This window comes from Mesorhizobium sp. M1A.F.Ca.ET.072.01.1.1, from assembly GCF_004023325.1.
Lineage (GTDB): Bacteria > Pseudomonadota > Alphaproteobacteria > Rhizobiales > Rhizobiaceae > Mesorhizobium.
Window position 1 is genome coordinate 1 of sequence record NZ_RZSF01000135.1, and the last position, 16,609, is coordinate 16,609.

The window sequence follows — 16,609 nt, forward strand, 5'->3', positions numbered from 1 at the left end:
CCGCCGCCCTGTCCTTGCGACTGCTTGGGCAACTGACGATCGCGCGTGGCGGCGAGCCGGTTAAATTGCCTTCTTCGCGCAAGTTGCGCGCGTTGCTGGCCTATCTGGCGCTCGCGCCACATCCCGTCAGCCGCAGCCGGCTTTGCGAGCTTCTGTGGGACGTGCCGAACGATCCTCGCGGCGAGCTTCGCTGGTGCCTGAGCAAGCTTCGCGGCGCGCTGGACCAACCGGGCCTGCACCGGATCGAGACCGAGGGCGACACCGTGGCGCTTCGTCTTGCCGATACGAACGTCGATGCCGTCGAAGCCGCCGCAGCGGTCGCCGAAGGGATCGAGACGCTCAGCCTCGGGCGTCTTCGGGCGCTTGCGCAGCTCTTCGCCGGCGATTTCCTTGACGGGCTGGAGCTCGATCGGAGCCCGCATTTCACCAGTTGGCTGACCGCGCAACGCCGCCGTTTCAGCTCGTGCCACGTCGCCGTTCTGGAGCACATCATCGGCCTGCTCCCCCAGGGAGCCGATGAGGCGGGCGCCTATCTGGACAGATGGCTGGAACTCGCGCCCTTCGATGGACGCGCCCATGTGGCGCTGCTGGAAAACCTTGCGCGGCGGGGACAGATCGGCGCCGGTGAGGAGCATATTGCAACTGCGGCGGAACTCTTCCGCTCCGAAGAGCTGGATGTCGCTCCCTTGCGGGAAGCATGGCATGAGATAAAGGCACGCCATTCCAGCGCAACGCCATGCGCGCGATCCGGGCTAGCTCTTCCGGCCACGCAAGCACCGATCGTTGCCGTCGAATCCGAACCCGCCGCCGTGCGCCGGGCCGCGCTGGCGGTGATGCCGTTCGCGGAAAGCGACGTCAATTTCCGTGGCGGGCTTGCCGACGGCTTGACCCACGACATCATAACGCGGCTCGCCAAGCTTCGCGATTTCTTCGTCATTGCCCGCGGATCGGTCTTCGCGCTTGCCGAGAAGGACATCGCACCGGAGGACGCCGGTCGCCGGCTGAATGTCGATTATGTCGCGACGGGCTCGGTCCGCAGCCTTTCGGGCAGGGTGATCGTCTCGGTCGAGCTCGTCGAGGTCCGCACCGCGAGGATCGTGTGGGCCGAGACCTTCGAGCACAGGCCGGACGAGATCTTCACGGTGATAGACGACATCGGCAACAGCATCGTCTCGTCGATCGCCGCCGAGATCGCGACCGTCGAGCGAAACCGGGCAATGCTGAAGGCGCCGAATTCGCTGAATGCGTGGGAAGCCTATCATCGCGGGCTCTGGCACATGTACCGCTTCACCCGCCAGGAAAACGAACTGGCGCAGCAGTTCTTCAATGACGCCCTGAAGCTCGACCCGACCTTCGCCCGAGCCTATGCAGGCCTCTCCTTCACGCATTGGCAGAATGCCTTTCAGCGTTGGGGCGATCGCGACCGTGAGGCGTCGCTGGCTTTCGCAACTGCCGGTCACAGCCTCCTGGTCGATGACCGCAATCCGGCCGCGCACTGGGCGATGGGCCGCGCCTTGTGGCTGCGCGGCGAGCAGGACGGCTCGCTGCTCGAACTGGCAAAGGCCGTCGACCTCAGTCCGAACTTCGCGCTCGGCCACTATGCCCTGTCCTTTGTCCATTCGCAGTCGGGCGATCCGCAATCGGCGATCGGCTCCTCCGATCACTCGCGCCATCTCAGCCCCTTTGACCCATTGCTGTTCGGCATGATGGGCGCGCGGGCCATGGCCCATGCTCGGCTGGGCGAATACGATGAAGCCGCTGAATGGGCGCTGAAAGCTGCGGCCAGGCCCAACGCCCATGTCATCATCCTGGCGATCGCCGCGCACTGCCTGGCGCTGGCCGGCCGCCAGGACGAGGCACGAAACTTCGCCGCCGCGATCCGCACCACGTGGCCCGACTATCGGGCGGACGATTTCATCGCCACCTTCCGCTTCGACCGGGACGGCGAAGCCCTGTTCCGCAGAGGCGCGATGCTGATCGGATTGAATTGACCGAGGTCTGGCCGAGCCGAGAATGGCGACCAGGAACGCGGCGTTTGCAGGCCGGCATCAACTGAATATCAATAGACCTCAGTGCACCAGCGGACCGCTGGCCTTCCGCCACGCATCGATGCCGCCCTGGATGTGGCGGGCGCTCGATATCCCGCGATCCTGCGCCGCCTGCACGGCCATCGCCGAGCGCTCGCCGAAGGCGCAATAGAACAGGATCTGCTTGGCTGTCGATTTCGCCAGCTCGTGCAGCATGCCGCCGGCGGCGATATTCTCCTGCAGCCGCGCATAGGGCAGATGGATCGCGCCGGGGATGACGCCGTGACGATCCCGTTCGGATTGCTCGCGCAGGTCGATCAGCGCCACGTCGGGCCGACCGACCAGTGCCAGCGCCTGTTCGGCGGTCACTGCCCAGCCGCGGCTGGCGATGTCGTCCTGATGCAGCCCCACCCGCATGTTGGCCGGCACGGCCACATCCATCATCTTCGGATTGGACAGCTTCAGGTTGTTCATGATGTTCACGTATTCGTCCACCGACTTCACTTGCAGGCGCGGATTGAAGGCCTTTTCCTCGCCGATCGTCGACACGGTTTCGCCCTTGTAGTCGTGTGCCGGAAAGATCAGCGTCTCGTCGGGAAGCTTGAGCAGGCGGCCGAAGATCGAGTCATATTGCTGGCGCGGATCGCCGTTCTGGAAGTCGGTGCGGCCGGTGCCGCGAATGAGCAGCGTGTCGCCGGTGAAGACGCGGTCCGGCAGGACGAAGCTGTAGGAATCGTCGGTGTGGCCGGGCGTATAGACGACGTCCAGCGCCAGCCCCTCGATGGCAAGCTTGTCGCCGTCGGCAAGCCGCATCGACACGACGTCGGCCTTGGTCTGCTCACCCATCACGGTGACGCAATGCGTCCTGTCGCGCAACGCGCCGAGCCCGGTGATGTGGTCGGCATGAAGATGTGTGTCGACCGCTTTGACCAGTCTGAGGTCGAGCTCGTTGACCAGCTGCAGGTAGCGTTCGACCTTCTCCAGCACCGGATCGATGATCAGTGCCTCGCCGCCGCGGCGGCTGGCGAGGAGATAGGAATAAGTGCCCGAAACGGAATCGAAAAGCTGACGGAAGATCATTTTATCGGCCCCATGCGCGAGCGGCCCACCCCGGCTGCCGACCAAGTCTAGATCAAGCATGAGGTGCCCGCCAGCGAACACTTCATGCTCGAGCTAAGGCCGAGCTCCTACCGCCTGAGCACCGCGCTCAGCACGTCGCGGATGCCGATCGCCCCGACGAAGCGCGAGCCTTCGTCGAACAGCGCCACCGGTGCCGTCTGCGAGCGGTGCATGGCGAGCATCACCGTCTTCAGGGACGTGCCGGGATTGGCCCAGAACACCTGCGCACCCTCCTCCGGCTGCCTCTCGACCTCGGCGCAGGATACCCACACCGCCGGCTTGCCGTCGCGTTCGGCCGCCGCCACCAGGCCATGCTCGTCGATCTTGAAGCGCGTCGTCTTGCGCCGGTCGAGCCAGACCCAGCCATTCTCGCCCTGCTCGAGATCGCGGCGGTCGCGCATCACGTTCCAGGCGGTGAGCACCGAGAGCGGATTCACATTGGCGATGAAGTCGCGGACATAGTCGTTAGCCGGCCTGAGCACGATGTCTTCCGGCGCGCCGGTCTGGACGATGCGCCCGCCTTCCATGATGGTGATGTGGCTGCCGATCTTCAGCGCCTCCTCGAGGTCGTGGCTGACGAAGATGATGGTCTTCTTCAGCGCCGCCTGGAGCTGCAGGAGCTCGTCCTGCAGCTTGGTGCGGATCAGCGGATCGAGGGCCGAGAACGGCTCGTCCATCAACAGGATCGGCGCCTCGGTGGCGAAGGCGCGGGCGAGGCCGACGCGCTGCTGCATGCCGCCCGAAAGTTCATGCGCGTATTTCTTCGACCATTGGTCGAGATGGACCAGCTGGAGCTGCTTCTGCACCCGTGTCTTGCGCTCGGCCTCCGGCACGCCGGCGAGCTCCAGGCCGAAGCCGACATTCTCCTCGACCGTGCGCCATGGCAGCAGGCCGAACTGTTGGAACACCATCGCCACCTGCTTCTGCCGCAGTCGTCTCAGTGTCGGCTCGTCGCAGGTGACGACGTCGACCGTGCGGTCGCCGTCATTGACCAGCACCTGGCCGCGCGACACCACGTTCAACCGGTTGACGGCTCTCAGCAGCGTCGACTTGCCGGAGCCGGAAAGGCCCATCAGCACCGAGATTTCGCCCTCATGCACGGTGAGGTTGGCGCCGGCGCAGCCCAGCACGTTGCCGGTCTTTTCGAGGATTTCGGCGCGGGTTGCGCCCTGGTCGATCAGCGCGAGGGATTTCGCCTGGTCGGCACCGAAGACGATATCGACATTCTTGAAATCGACGGCGACGGTCATTTCTTGCCTCCAACGCCGATGCGGGTCATGCGATCGAGCACGATGGCGAGCACGACGATGGCAAGGCCTGCTTCAAGCCCGAGGTCGATCTTGCGGGAGCCCAGCGCGCGGTTGATTTCGGTGCCGAGACCGCCGGCGCCGATCAGCGCCGCGAACACCACCATCGACAGCGACAGCATGATCGACTGGGTCAGCCCCGCCATGATCGTGGGCAGCGCCGAGGGCAATTCGACCTTCCACAGAAGCTGGTTCTTGGTGGCGCCGAAGGACTCGCCCGCCTCGATGATCGCCTTGGGCACCGAGACGATGCCGAGATGGGTGAGACGCACCGCCGTCGGGATGACGAAGATGATGGTGACGATGAGGCCGGGCGCGTTGCCGAGCCCGAATAGCGTCAGCACCGGGATCAGGTAGACGAAGGTCGGCAGCGTCTGCATCAGGTCAAGCACCGGCAGCATCACGCGGTAGACCTTCGGCTTGTGCGCCGCCCAGATGCCGAGCGGCACGCCGATCGCCATTGCCATGGCGGCGGCGGCCACCACCAGCACCAGTGTCTGCACCGTCTGCTTCCAGAGGTTCTGGTTGATGATGAAGATGAGGCCGATGAAGACGCCGATGGCGAGTGGCCGCGAGCGTTGCAGGAACCAGGCGATGACGGCGACGACCAGGGCCAGCAGCACCGGCGGCAGCATCAGCAGGAGGTCCACCGCCCCGTCAAGGATGAAATTCAGGCCGTTCGAAAAGGCCCTGAAGACGGTGTCGAAATTCTCGGTGAGGAAGCCGAAAAAGGCCTTGCCCCATGGACCTATGGGAATCTTGTAGGCGACCAGAAATTTCGAGATCGGATCCATCTTTCCCCTCTTTGATCCTTGCCGCCCTTGCCGAGCGGTCACCTTCTCACAGCATATGAAAAAGGGCAGCCTTTTCCAGCGGCTGCCCCTTTCCGGAGATCATGCCGGACTCAAAGCCGGCTCAGCTCCCGAGCGCGGTCTTGATGGCCGCAGCCGCATCGCCGCCGTCGAAGGTGGTCACGCCGGCGATCCAGGGCGCGATCGCGTCCGGATGCTTCTTCAGCCAGTCGGTCGCGACCGTCTGGGCATCGCCGCCTTTCAGGATCGCGTCCATCATCTCGCCTTCCATGTCGAGATTGAATTTCAGGTTGGAGATGAACTTGCCGGCATTCGGGCACTCGGTGGTGTAGCCCTTGCGCGTGTTGGTATAGACGGTGGCGGCGCCGAAACCGCTGTCGCCCATCCCGTCGAGATAGGTGATCTTCATGGCGCCCATCACCGGATGCGGCGTCCAGCCGAGGAAGGCGATCCACTCATTGTTCTTCATCGACTGCTCGGCTTGCGTCAGCATGCCGGCTTCCGAGGACTCGACCAGCTCGAAGCCTTCGAGATTGTCCTTCGGGTTCTTGATCATGTCGAGGATGATGCGGTTGCCGTCATTGCCGGCCTCGATGCCGTAGATCTTGCCATTGAACTTGTCCTTGAACTTGCCGAGATCGGTCAGCGTCTTGACGCCCGCATCTGCGACATAGGTCGGCACGACGATGCCGTAGCCGGCGCCGGTCAGGTTGGTGCTTACCGTCTCGACCGAGCCGTCGGCGGTATAGTCCTTGATGTCATTGGTCATCGACGGCATCCAGTTGCCGAGAAAGACGTCGAGGTCCTTGTTCTTCAGCGACGCATAAGTTACCGGCACCGAAAGCTGGATCACCTGCGGCTCGTAGCCGAGCGCGGTGAGCAGCACCGAAGCCACCCCGGTGGTTGCCTGGATATCGGTCCAGCCGACATCGGACAGACGCACGGCCTTGCAGCTCGCCGGATCGCCGGCATAGGCCGCGGTCGTGGACAGAAGCGCCGCCAGCCCGAGGCCGGCGACGAAGGATTTCATACGCGACATGAACTTTCTCCCATTGCGGTTTTTTAAAGCGGCGCGAAGTCACGGTTCTTGCGCCCGCCTTGTTTCGCCAGCCAAACACCATTTTGATGCGGTTTCAAGCGGTTCCACACCGCGATCAACGGCGCGCGCTTGCCATTCAGCGACATGCCGCGCTTTCCGGCGGGTCCGCTTTTTTGGTGGAAGGAGCCCGCGGCCCCTTCCCCGCCCCGCAGCAATTGAGCTTAAACACCCATATGGCCAAGCTCTACTTCAACTACGCAACGATGAATGCCGGCAAGACGACGATGCTCCTGCAAGCATCCTACAACTATCGCGAACGCGGCATGACGACGATGCTGTTCGTCGCCGGCCATTATCGCAACGGCGACAAGGGACTGATCTCGTCGCGCATCGGTCTCGAGACCGAGGCCGAGATGTTCCGCGACGGCGACGATCTCTACGCCCGCGTCGCCGAGCATCATGAGCACACCACCGTGCATTGCATATTCGTCGACGAGGCGCAGTTCCTCGAGGAGGAGCAGGTCTGGCAGCTGGCCCGCATCGCCGACCGGCTGAACATCCCGGTCATGTGCTACGGCCTGCGCACCGATTTCCAAGGCAAGTTGTTTTCCGGCTCGCGCGCGCTGCTGGCCATCGCCGACGATCTGCGCGAAGTGCGCACCATCTGCCGCTGCGGCCGCAAGGCGACGATGGTCGTTCGCCTCGGTCCCGACGGCAAGGTGGCAAAGCAAGGCGAGCAGGTGGCGATCGGCAAGGACGTCTATGTCTCGCTCTGCCGCCGGCACTGGGAAGAGGAAATGGGCAGGGCTGCGCCCGACGACTTCATCGGCTTTGCCCGCAACTGAGACGGGGAGCGACGTCCGACGAAGGCCGGCAATCGCTGCCATCGGCCGGCCGATGGCCGGTTGATTGCCACGATCCGCCACAAGAGATTTTGCACACTTCCCAGCGCCGCAGCTTGTCCGCAAAAACAAGAGCTTAAGGCATACCAGCTAAAGCTGCCTGAAGGCGGCGCGCATTACTCTGGCCATGAGCATGCTTGCCTTATCTTTCAAGGACCTGGCCAATTCTTTTGTTTTGCCACGTCTCCCTGTCTTCCTTCTTTCAATCGCTTGAGCCCCCACATATATTCGGCGACGTGCGACACGAAACCGGATGCCGAAGCGGGAGGCCCCTATGGCGACGTTGCAGAATTTCGATGCCGAAATTGCCAAGACTAAGCAGGTCGTGGAGGACATGCGCACCAAGATCGAGCAGTCCGGAACCGTGCTCGACACGCTGGCGCAGGCCGACAGGAAGATCGGCGATGCCAATTTCGACCTCGAGAACGCCCGCATCGAGGACGTGCTGAAACAGCAGAAGGTCATGGAAGGCAATATCGCCGACCTGATCATCGGGCTGGAGGACGCCACCAATGTCTTCGGCGCCGAATTCGAGAGCATGAAGAGCTACACCGGCTGGGAAAATCTCGTCGGCGTCTTCTCCGAGCAGCGCAAGCAGCGCATGCGCACCGACCGCGTGCGCAACATGTCGCTCGCCGGCAATTTGCAGGAGCTGCTGGCGAAATCGGACACCATCGTCGGCATCCTGAAAGCCCAGAAGCAGATCCTCGACCAGCGCTACAAGACCTCCGAAGCTAGCCTGTCGCAGGTGATCGAGCGCCGCAAGGCGACTATGACCAATCTCGAGGCGGTGCAGAAACGCATCGAGGAACTCAACCCGATGCTGCTCGACATCGAGAACAAGATCGCCGCCTCGACCAGCCAGAAGGAGCGCACCCAGCTCGAGGGCGAGCGTTCGAAGATGGCGACCGAGTACAACGAGAAGCAGGCTAAGGAGCAGGAGCTGCTGGCCGAAAGCCAGACGCTGGAGCGCTACACCTCGATGTTTCAGACGTTTGTCGATTCCCTCAACAACCAGATCGCCGCGCAGTCGACGCTGATCAACAAGCTGACAATCGACACCGAGCAGCGCATCGTGCTCTACAAAGCTCTGGAAGACTCGCTGAAGACGGCCGCCCAGCAGGACGTCGCCCACAAGATCAACACGCTGGGCAGCCAGGTCGACAACACGGCCGAGGAGACGATGGCCGGCATCGGCGCCGCTTCGCAGAAGCACATCGGCGATCTCTTGGAGATGCACGAGAAGAATATGGTGGCCACCGCCGACATCCAGCGCCGCAAGAAACTCGCCGACGACGCCTTCGCCCGCCGCTTCGACGAGGTGATGAAGAAGCACAATTCGGCGAACTACGTGCAGCAGTAGGCGGTGTGACGGCATTCTTCGACACGGCGGTGCCATGACCCCCCAAAAAGAAGCGGCGGCGCGCTACTTCTTCGCCATCACCGCGGCGCTGAGCGGGCTGGAAGTGTTCATGCGCGACGACCGCTCGCCGCTCTACCGGCACGGCATCGTCGCCAAGATCGTCGCCGAATACATCGCCCGCTTGGAAAATTCATTCGACTGCTGGCGCAACCGGCTGGGCTTCATGGATACGTTCCGCATTTCGCGCGCCGACAGCGGCTATCCGGTGTTCCAGAACCTGCTCGAATTGGAGAACGACCGCCGACAGGCCGATAGCCGGCTGGCCAACATTCCGCAGGCCGGCGAGTTGCGCGAGGAGATGGCCGACTTCATCCTGCGCCACAAGGAATTCCCTGTGGCGCTGCAAAGGTCGATGGCCGAGCGGCTCTATCTGGAGGGCGTCAAGAGCGAGACCACCTTCGGTCCGTTCACGCTGGCGCAGACGGCCAAAGTCTCGGTCAATCCCAAGACCATGCGGCCTTACTACCTCGTCCACTGGGCCTCGTTCGACGGCAGCGCCAACCTGCCGCTGATCTATATGGTGACGGTCGAGGACTCCTCCGAGAGCATGGTGCGACAGCTCGTCGACGCGAACGGCAAGCTGAACGAGAAGATCGACATTCCGCTTCCTGTCGATGGCCTGCTCAACCCCGAGCTTGCCCACCGCTTCGACGATTTCACCGAGAAGAATTCCGCCTACACGCTGTCGCCGGCGACCATCGCGGTCAATCTCGACAAGGATTTCGAGCCGCTGCACCCGAAGCAGTTGCGGCGCGTCGTGCTCGGCCCCTTCTATTCGGCCGGGATCACCGAGAACAATTCGACGGTGACCGAGGTTCTGGCCAAGGTGCGCAAGCCGGAGAACGCCTGGTTGCTGACCTGGACCATCCAGGAAGTCTTTTCCAAGTCCGAGAAGCCCGGCCGCAAGGGGCTGTTCTCCAGCGAAAAGACGACGCAGGAATTCTTCATCAACACCGACGACCTCGAAGCGGCACGCCAAGGCGTCTCCAGCTATGAGAACCACGCGCTGATCCCGCACGAGGCCTATCAGGCGCTCTATGCCGCGGGCGAAGCGCAGAAGATCTTTTCCGGCTACAAGGTCCACATCCTGTCCAAAGGTCAGGTCATCAGCGATGTGTGACCGTCGAACCGCGGAGCATCCGTAATGGACACCGGGCTGACCACGATCTCGGAATCGACAATCGAAAAGCATCGCGCCACTGCGCAGAGCTTCATCACCCGCATCGTCGTGCTGGAGGATCCATCGCGCGAGTCCGGCACCGCGCTCGCCGGCACCAACCGGCGCTTCGTCTCGACCGTCTCGGCCGGTTCGGTGCGCCGCACGCGCGAGGTCGAACTGTCGAAAACGGTCGCCGCGATCCATCCCGACGACCAGCTGATGAGCATCCCCCAGCACATGCTTCTCTACCGCGCCCGCCGCGGCCTGGCGATCGCGCTGGCCATATCGGATGTCTTTGCCGAGGGATCCGATCTCGAAAGCCTGCAGGCCAAGAACGCGCGTGCCCCGCTCGAAGGCGAGGAGGCGGCGGGATTCAAGAAGCTGCTGTCGGCCTCCGCCTACGTTTCGGCTTTCAGCTTAGCCTCCTACCTGTTCCAGCTCATCGACAGCGACGGCGAGGCGCCGAACGACAGTCCCGAACCCGACTTCCTGTTCGACACGCCGCAGGACGCGGTGAAGTCGATCGTGGCAGGCCTCGACAAGGCGATTGCCGGCTCCAAGGACGATGCCGATCTGATGACCAGGGCGCGCGCATTCGCCCGCGTCGCCATCGACGGGCTGCTCGCGCGCAAGGGGCGCTTCGACGGCATCGGTCCGTTCGAGAACGCGCATATCCGCATCGATGCCGACGACTTCACGCTCGACGGCTTCGACGTCGCGCCCGGCAAGCGCTTGAAGCCGCTGGTGATGACCTTCAAGAAGCCGGAAGAGGTCGTCGGCAATCACATTGCCAAATACCAGTCGGTAAAGCTTGCCAAGATGCTGATGGCCTATGATTTCGAACGCGAGCTGAACCCCTTCGTCGAGCTCGGCGGCTTTCTGTTCACCTTCATCGGCGACGGCGCGCCAGGCACAGGCAAGACGACGCTGATCCAGATGATAGCCGGCCTCGTCAACAACTATTGTCAGGTCGCCGGCTATCCCCTCGTCTACGAGAATTTCGGGGTCGACCAGATTTCTTCCTACCAGGGCAAATCCGGCCAGAACTGCCGCCAGTTCATCAACAATGTGCTCAATCCGCGGGCTATCGGTTTCGGCACCATCGACGACATCGACCAGGTGGCGGCGCGACGCTCCGACGACCGCGCATCCGCCGGCCAGCAGGAGATCACGGGCGTCCTCATGGACGCCTTTGCCGGCGCTTCCACCGTGGTGCGCGGCAACTGCTCCTTCGGCATGTTTTCCAACTACCCCGAAAATGTCGACGATGCGCTGCGCCAGCGCGCCGGCGCCCGCTGGCTGGTCGACGGCCCGCAGAGCCGCGACGACTACATCGACATCTTCGTGCTGCTCGCCGGCAAGAACCACAAGATCCCGCTGGGCAAGCACGAGCTCTATGCCGCGCAGGAAATCCAGCGGGCGGTGACTGCGGCTTATGAGGAGCACGAGAAGCCGCAGGAAGATGGGCTGATGAAGGTCTATGAGCGCTACATGAAGGAAAACGGCGCGCCGAAGACGATGGCCGATATCGGCACCTACCTGCACATGATTAAGGATGCCGAACCGCGCTTCACCGGCCGCGCCATCAAGAACGTCACCGACGCCATCAAGATGCGCGCCATGGACATCGAGCTGCCGGACGACTGGTTCGAGAAGCCGGAAGCCTTCATGCACAAGAGCTACGACGACAAGAAGGCGATGATCGAGGAGTTGCGCGGGCCGTTCTCGATGGACATGGTCATGCAGGAGATCAACCGCTACGCCGATTCCGAATTCCGCTACTCCGACAAGTCCGACGACGCGGCGGTCGAGAAGCTTTTGCGCGACGCGCGGCTCCGCGAACGCGCCGCGCGCGAGATGGAGGAGTTGAAGAAAAGGGGGCTTTGGAATGCGTAACTTGCGCCAACACCCCCTTCTCCCCTTGCGGGAGAAGGTGTCGCCGCAGGCGACGGTTGAGGGGTGTTCCAGCTTGGCATCGACGGCATTCCGGCCAACACCCCTCATCCGTCTCGGCGCTGCGCGCCGATCCACCTTCTCCCACAAGGGGAGAAGGAGGGTCTGCGTCCCTCGTCCGCCCTTCAGGCACCTTCTCCCCGTGAACGGGGAGAAGGCATAGATGACCCGTCCCGCCAAAAAGCCCGACCTTCTGCGCGACAACGAGCTGATCTATGGTAGGCTGCTCGTGGTCGACGAGCCGCATCTCATCCAGCGCTACAACAAGGCTCTCGTCGCCTTCGGCCTCGAGCCGACCAAGCTGACGAGCTTCCAGATCGACCGCACCGGTTTCTCGCCCGAGGTGGCCGAGGAATGCGGCGATTACGGCTATCTCGATCCCAACGAGGTCAACCGCCGCTTCATCATCCTGACGCCGTCGCAGATCGATTTGCCGGTCGTGCACACCGCCTTCTCCAACACCTCGCAGCTGATGTTCGAGTTCATGTCCAAGAACCAGCGTGCCATCGACGCGCTGACCATCAAGGACGTCATCTACGGCGAGATCGAGGACTCCGTCCCCAAGGTCGACGACATCGAGGACCTGCTGTCGATCAATCAGGTCGAGTTCAAGGTTTTGTCGGCCGAGGACGTGCTCGGCAAGGCGGCCGAGCTCGGCAAGCTGGTCGACCGGCTGAAGCAGGAGCCCGACGCCTGGCGCGACAACGCCATGCTCGAGCGCATGGTCGGCCTCGCCAAGGTCTGCGGCGACATCCGCGAGAACGCGCTGGTGCCCGATCAGGTGATCTTCCGCCACAACGCCTACTGGACCAGCCATTTCGGCGGGCTCTACGTCTTCGTCGACCCCGACATGACGACGGTGATCAGCGATCCGGCAGCGCCCGGCTTCCGCCGCTCGCGGCCCTGGCAGGTGAGTTATCTGTCGATCAACGATGCCGACAAGGTATTCCGCTTCCTCGCCGCCACCGGCCGCCTTGACCTGCCGCGCGCTTCCTGGATCGAGACCTCGGGCTATCTGGAGCACCGCGCCGAGATGGTGGTCCGGGCGCTGATCCGCGATGCCGAGCCCAACCGCAACCTGACGGACGTCGACAAGGTCTGGCTGCAGACCTGGATCCACAGCCATGCCGACCTGATTGCCAGCGACGGCAATTTCCCTTTCCTCAACGCCGCCAAGCGCGAGATCGCCCAGTTCGGCCACCTCAAGCTTGAAGATGTGCCGCCGCGCCAGCGCTTCCTGGTTGTGCGCGCCAAGCCCGATCATCCCGATGCTTGGCTCACCAATCAGTTGATCTCGGATTTCGTGCCGCAGGACTTCGTCTCGCGCTACGTCTTCAATAAACCGGGCTTCTACAAGGACTTCGACGGCTTCAGCGATGCATGGCGATCGCATGTTGTGGACGTTCTGAAAACCACATATTTGAAGGACAAGGCGGCATTCCGCGCGCGCCTTTACGGCTTGACGGACTGAGGGGGAACGAGAGCCATGCTTGATCCGATCGTGAGTTTCTTCACCCGGATTTTCCAGTGGATCGGCCGCGGCATAGGCTTCGTCGTCGGCATTATTCTCTGGCCGTTCATATGGGCCGGCCGCTGGTACGGCCAGCGCGGCTGGATCCTGAAGGCGGTGGTCGGCCTTGCCTTGCTGGTTTTGATCGGCCTTTACGCCAACTTCTTCTACGCCACCCAGTGGTGGAACAATTTCGACCCGAACTATCCTGACAAATACACCTTCGAGAAGCGCAGCGTCTCGGCCGGCGAGCAGGTCTCCGCCGGCGCTGGCACCGACACCGCCAAGACCTGCGGCAACTCAGGGATAGCCCAGGTGGCTGCCGATCTGACGGACTTCAACGTCAACCAGAATGCCTGGGTCTCCTCGATGATCCTTTACAAGCTCGGCTTGTTCGGCATCGACTGGGACCATACGCCGTGGATGGACAACAAGGCCTCCTTCCAGCGCGGCATCAACCAGGCGGTCCGGCGCACCGCCACCGAGCTTGCCGACAATCTCGGCCGCGTGCGCACCACCTCGCAGATCGACGCCGACCTGCAGGATGCACGCGGCAATCTCCAATTCGACGAAGAGACCTGGTATTTCGGCCTCAACCCGTTCGGCCCCAAGACGCCGACGCCGAGCTACTACCGCGACGCGGTGCGCAAGCTGCGCTCCTTCAACGCTCGCCTTGCCAGCTGTCAGGCGACGTTCGATGCTCGCGCCGACAATCTGAAGCAATATATCGACCGCATCGCCAGCGACATCGGCTCGACCTCCGCGATCTTGAAGGAGCGCGCGGAGAACCATAATGACGGCTGGTTCGACTTCCGCGCCGACGACCGCTTCTGGTTCGCCTATGGCCAGCTCTACGCCTATTACGGCCTGATGAAAGCGGCGCAGGCCGACTTTGAGGACGTGATCAAGGAAAAGCACCTGCAGAATTTGTGGGACACCATGGACGCGCAATTCGTCTCGGCACTGCGCATCCAGCCCTTTATCATCGCCAACGGCCGCGAGGACGGCTGGCTGCTGCCAACGCATCTGACGACCATGGGCTTCTATATCCTGCGCGTGCGCTCCAACATGGTCGAGATCAGCAACGTGCTCAGCCAATAGCGCTGCTGCCACCGCAGGACGGTGGCGGATTTGCGTCGTCGCGTCTGTCGCATTCCGTGCATTGCGCGGCTGTTTTGAGACGGCGGAACGATCCCTGCTCTGGCTTCTATACGCTCGCAACGACCGGGCGCCAAAGACCCTTGGGAAGGTCGGCCGGGAACGCAGTAATTTCTTCACAGGAAACATAGTTGCATGAAAGTTGACGCCGTGACAGCGACAGGGTTAGAACATGCCCTTGCGTCCGGGCGGAAACGCAGAACCGCCCTGTTTCCTCGTTTTAACGCAATTCCGGACGGCAGACCGTCTCACACTTTTCCTGGAATTGCTGTAGTGATCGAACCCCTCCCCTCCACCGCCCAATCCAGAGGAAAGCCGTCATGGCCGAAGTGAAGTCCGACATCGAGATCGCGCGCGCCGCCAGGAAGAAACCGATCCAGGAGATCGGCGCCAAGATCGGCATCCCTTACGAGCACCTGCTGCCCTATGGCCACGACAAGGCGAAGGTCTCGGCCGAATTCATCAAATCGGTGCGGGGCAACAAGGACGGCAAGCTGATCCTCGTCACCGCCATCAACCCGACGCCTGCCGGCGAAGGCAAGACGACCACCACGGTCGGCCTCGGCGACGGCCTCAACCGCATCGGCAAGAAGGCGATCGTGTGCATCCGCGAAGCCTCGCTCGGCCCGAACTTCGGCATGAAGGGTGGCGCCGCCGGCGGCGGCCTGGCCCAGGTGGTACCGATGGACGATATGAACCTCCACTTCACCGGCGACTTCCACGCCATCACCACGGCCCACAACCTGCTTTCGGCGCTGATCGACAACCACATCTACTGGGGCAACGAACTCGGCATCGATACCCGTCGCGTCGCCTGGCGCCGCGTCATGGACATGAACGACCGGGCGCTGCGCGAGATCATCTGCTCGCTGGGCGGCGTCGCCAACGGCTTCCCCCGTGAGGCCGGCTTCGACATCACCGTCGCTTCGGAAGTCATGGCGATCCTGTGCCTTGCCACCGACCTCAAGGATCTCGAGAAACGCCTCGGCGACATCATCGTAGCCTACCGCCGCGACAAGTCGCCGGTCTATGCCCGCGACCTCAAGGCCGACGGCGCCATGGCCGTGCTTTTGAAGGACGCCATCCAGCCCAACCTGGTGCAGACGCTGGAGAACAACCCGGCCTTCGTGCATGGCGGCCCGTTCGCCAACATCGCGCATGGCTGCAACTCGGTCGTCGCCACCACGACGGCGCTGAAGCTTGCCGACTACGTCGTGACCGAAGCCGGCTTCGGCGCCGACCTGGGAGCCGAAAAATTCTTCGACATCAAGTGCCGCAAGGCCGGGCTCCAGCCGGCGGCCGCCGTGATCGTCGCCACCGTGCGCGCCATGAAGATGAATGGCGGCATCAAGAAGGAAGATCTCGGCAAGGAAAACATCGAAGCGGTCAAGAAGGGCTGCCTCAACCTCGGCCGTCACATCGAGAACGTGAAGCAGTTCGGCGTGCCGGCGGTGGTGGCGATCAACCACTTCACCACCGACACCGACGCCGAGATCCAGGCGATGAAGGACTTCGTCAAGGCGCAGGGCGCCGAGGCGATCCTGTGCAAGCACTGGGCTCAAGGCTCGGCCGGCATCGAGGACCTGGCGAAGAAGGTCGTCGAGATCGCCGAATCCGGCGCTTCGCAGTTCTCGCCGCTTTACCCGGACGAGATGCCGCTGTTCGAGAAGGTCAACACCATCGTCAAGCGCATCTATCGCGGCGACGAGGCGATCGCCGACAAGTCGATCCGCGACCAGTTGCATGCGTGGGAACAGGCAGGCTACGGCAATCTGCCGGTCTGCATGGCCAAGACCCAGTACTCCTTCTCGACCGACCCGAATCTGCGCGGCGCGCCGACCGGCCATACCGTGCCGGTGCGCGAGGTCAGGCTCTCGGCCGGCGCCGGCTTCGTCGTCATCATCTGCGGCGAGATCATGACCATGCCCGGCCTGCCCAAGTCGCCCTCCTCGGAGAAGATCTTCCTCAATGAGCAGGGCCAGATCGAGGGCCTGTTCTAGGCAGCGTTGGGAGCTGAAACGACCAAGGGCGCCGCACTGCTGCGGCGCCCTTTTTCTTTCGGAGTTGGTGCGGCTAGAGCGGGATGAAATTGTTGGGAGTCGTTGAGGATTCCCAAATCAGCGGGTTTATGATTCACCATTCATGCTGGGAAGGAGGCCAGCATGGATGGCACTATCGATGGATCTGCGAGAGCGCGTCG

13 protein-coding genes are annotated in these 16,609 nt (G+C 62.8%); 8 read left to right on the plus strand and 5 right to left on the minus strand.

Annotation, left to right across the window (positions count from 1 at the left end):
- Positions 1-8: 8 nt before the first annotated feature.
- The gene (locus tag EOA32_RS19065) at positions 9-1,991 is read left to right on the plus strand and encodes a BTAD domain-containing putative transcriptional regulator (protein WP_245499322.1); all 1,983 of its coding nucleotides are present in this window, start codon (positions 9-11) and stop codon (positions 1,989-1,991) included.
- Between the two features lie 78 nt (positions 1,992-2,069).
- On the opposite strand, the gene EOA32_RS19070 is transcribed toward EOA32_RS19065, so the two are convergent.
- The 5 genes from EOA32_RS19070 to EOA32_RS40595 form a co-directional block, all read right to left on the minus strand.
- Positions 2,070-3,107, minus strand: coding sequence for an MBL fold metallo-hydrolase (locus tag EOA32_RS19070; protein ID WP_128372568.1), 1,038 nt, complete (start codon positions 3,105-3,107; stop codon positions 2,070-2,072).
- Positions 3,108-3,214: 107 nt separating this feature from the next.
- Positions 3,215-4,396, minus strand: coding sequence for a choline ABC transporter ATP-binding protein (choV, locus tag EOA32_RS19075; protein ID WP_128372564.1), 1,182 nt, complete (start codon positions 4,394-4,396; stop codon positions 3,215-3,217).
- Complete coding sequence (gene choW, locus EOA32_RS19080; RefSeq protein WP_066994259.1) at positions 4,393-5,247, minus strand: choline ABC transporter permease subunit; 855 nt, start codon at positions 5,245-5,247, stop codon at positions 4,393-4,395. Before choW ends, choV begins: the two co-directional genes overlap by 4 nt.
- Positions 5,248-5,368: 121 nt before the next feature.
- A complete protein-coding gene (locus EOA32_RS19085) occupies positions 5,369-6,304 on the minus strand; it encodes a choline ABC transporter substrate-binding protein (protein ID WP_066994256.1) in 936 nt (311 codons plus the stop codon).
- Positions 6,305-6,327: 23 nt separating this feature from the next.
- The gene (locus EOA32_RS40595) at positions 6,328-6,450 is read right to left on the minus strand and encodes a hypothetical protein (protein ID WP_259979959.1); all 123 of its coding nucleotides are present in this window, start codon (positions 6,448-6,450) and stop codon (positions 6,328-6,330) included.
- Between the two features lie 87 nt (positions 6,451-6,537).
- Here EOA32_RS40595 and EOA32_RS19090 point away from each other — a divergent pair, with 87 nt between their 5' ends.
- From EOA32_RS19090 to EOA32_RS19120, 7 genes are all read left to right on the plus strand, one after another.
- A complete protein-coding gene (locus EOA32_RS19090) occupies positions 6,538-7,149 on the plus strand; it encodes a thymidine kinase (protein WP_066994253.1) in 612 nt (203 codons plus the stop codon).
- Between the two features lie 331 nt (positions 7,150-7,480).
- A complete protein-coding gene (locus tag EOA32_RS19095; protein WP_095801837.1) occupies positions 7,481-8,569 on the plus strand; it encodes a hypothetical protein in 1,089 nt (362 codons plus the stop codon).
- A gap of 34 nt (positions 8,570-8,603) precedes the next feature.
- Positions 8,604-9,749, plus strand: a complete 1,146-nt coding sequence (locus EOA32_RS19100) for a hypothetical protein (RefSeq protein WP_128372565.1) — start codon at positions 8,604-8,606, stop codon at positions 9,747-9,749.
- 24 nt (positions 9,750-9,773) lie between these two features.
- Positions 9,774-11,684, plus strand: coding sequence for an AAA family ATPase (locus EOA32_RS19105; RefSeq protein WP_128372566.1), 1,911 nt, complete (start codon positions 9,774-9,776; stop codon positions 11,682-11,684).
- 220 nt (positions 11,685-11,904) lie between these two features.
- Positions 11,905-13,212, plus strand: a complete 1,308-nt coding sequence (locus EOA32_RS19110; protein WP_095823294.1) for a DUF6638 family protein — start codon at positions 11,905-11,907, stop codon at positions 13,210-13,212.
- Positions 13,213-13,227: 15 nt separating this feature from the next.
- Positions 13,228-14,352, plus strand: a complete 1,125-nt coding sequence (locus tag EOA32_RS19115) for a DUF2333 family protein (RefSeq protein ID WP_095777276.1) — start codon at positions 13,228-13,230, stop codon at positions 14,350-14,352.
- Between the two features lie 377 nt (positions 14,353-14,729).
- Positions 14,730-16,409, plus strand: coding sequence for a formate--tetrahydrofolate ligase (locus EOA32_RS19120; protein WP_095781256.1), 1,680 nt, complete (start codon positions 14,730-14,732; stop codon positions 16,407-16,409).
- Positions 16,410-16,609: the final 200 nt, after the last annotated feature.

Coding starts and splice junctions, on each gene's coding strand:
- EOA32_RS19120 (WP_095781256.1), top strand. CDS start 14,730: ATGGCCGAAGTGAAGTCCGACATCGAGATCGCGCGCGCCGCCAGGAAG.
- EOA32_RS19070 (WP_128372568.1), bottom strand. CDS start 3,107: ATGATCTTCCGTCAGCTTTTCGATTCCGTTTCGGGCACTTATTCCTAT.
- EOA32_RS40595 (WP_259979959.1), bottom strand. CDS start 6,450: ATGTCGCTGAATGGCAAGCGCGCGCCGTTGATCGCGGTGTGGAACCGC.
- choW (WP_066994259.1), bottom strand. CDS start 5,247: ATGGATCCGATCTCGAAATTTCTGGTCGCCTACAAGATTCCCATAGGT.
- EOA32_RS19095 (WP_095801837.1), top strand. CDS start 7,481: ATGGCGACGTTGCAGAATTTCGATGCCGAAATTGCCAAGACTAAGCAG.
- choV (WP_128372564.1), bottom strand. CDS start 4,396: ATGACCGTCGCCGTCGATTTCAAGAATGTCGATATCGTCTTCGGTGCC.
- EOA32_RS19090 (WP_066994253.1), top strand. CDS start 6,538: ATGGCCAAGCTCTACTTCAACTACGCAACGATGAATGCCGGCAAGACG.
- EOA32_RS19115 (WP_095777276.1), top strand. CDS start 13,228: ATGCTTGATCCGATCGTGAGTTTCTTCACCCGGATTTTCCAGTGGATC.
- EOA32_RS19100 (WP_128372565.1), top strand. CDS start 8,604: ATGACCCCCCAAAAAGAAGCGGCGGCGCGCTACTTCTTCGCCATCACC.
- EOA32_RS19110 (WP_095823294.1), top strand. CDS start 11,905: ATGACCCGTCCCGCCAAAAAGCCCGACCTTCTGCGCGACAACGAGCTG.
- EOA32_RS19105 (WP_128372566.1), top strand. CDS start 9,774: ATGGACACCGGGCTGACCACGATCTCGGAATCGACAATCGAAAAGCAT.
- EOA32_RS19085 (WP_066994256.1), bottom strand. CDS start 6,304: ATGTCGCGTATGAAATCCTTCGTCGCCGGCCTCGGGCTGGCGGCGCTT.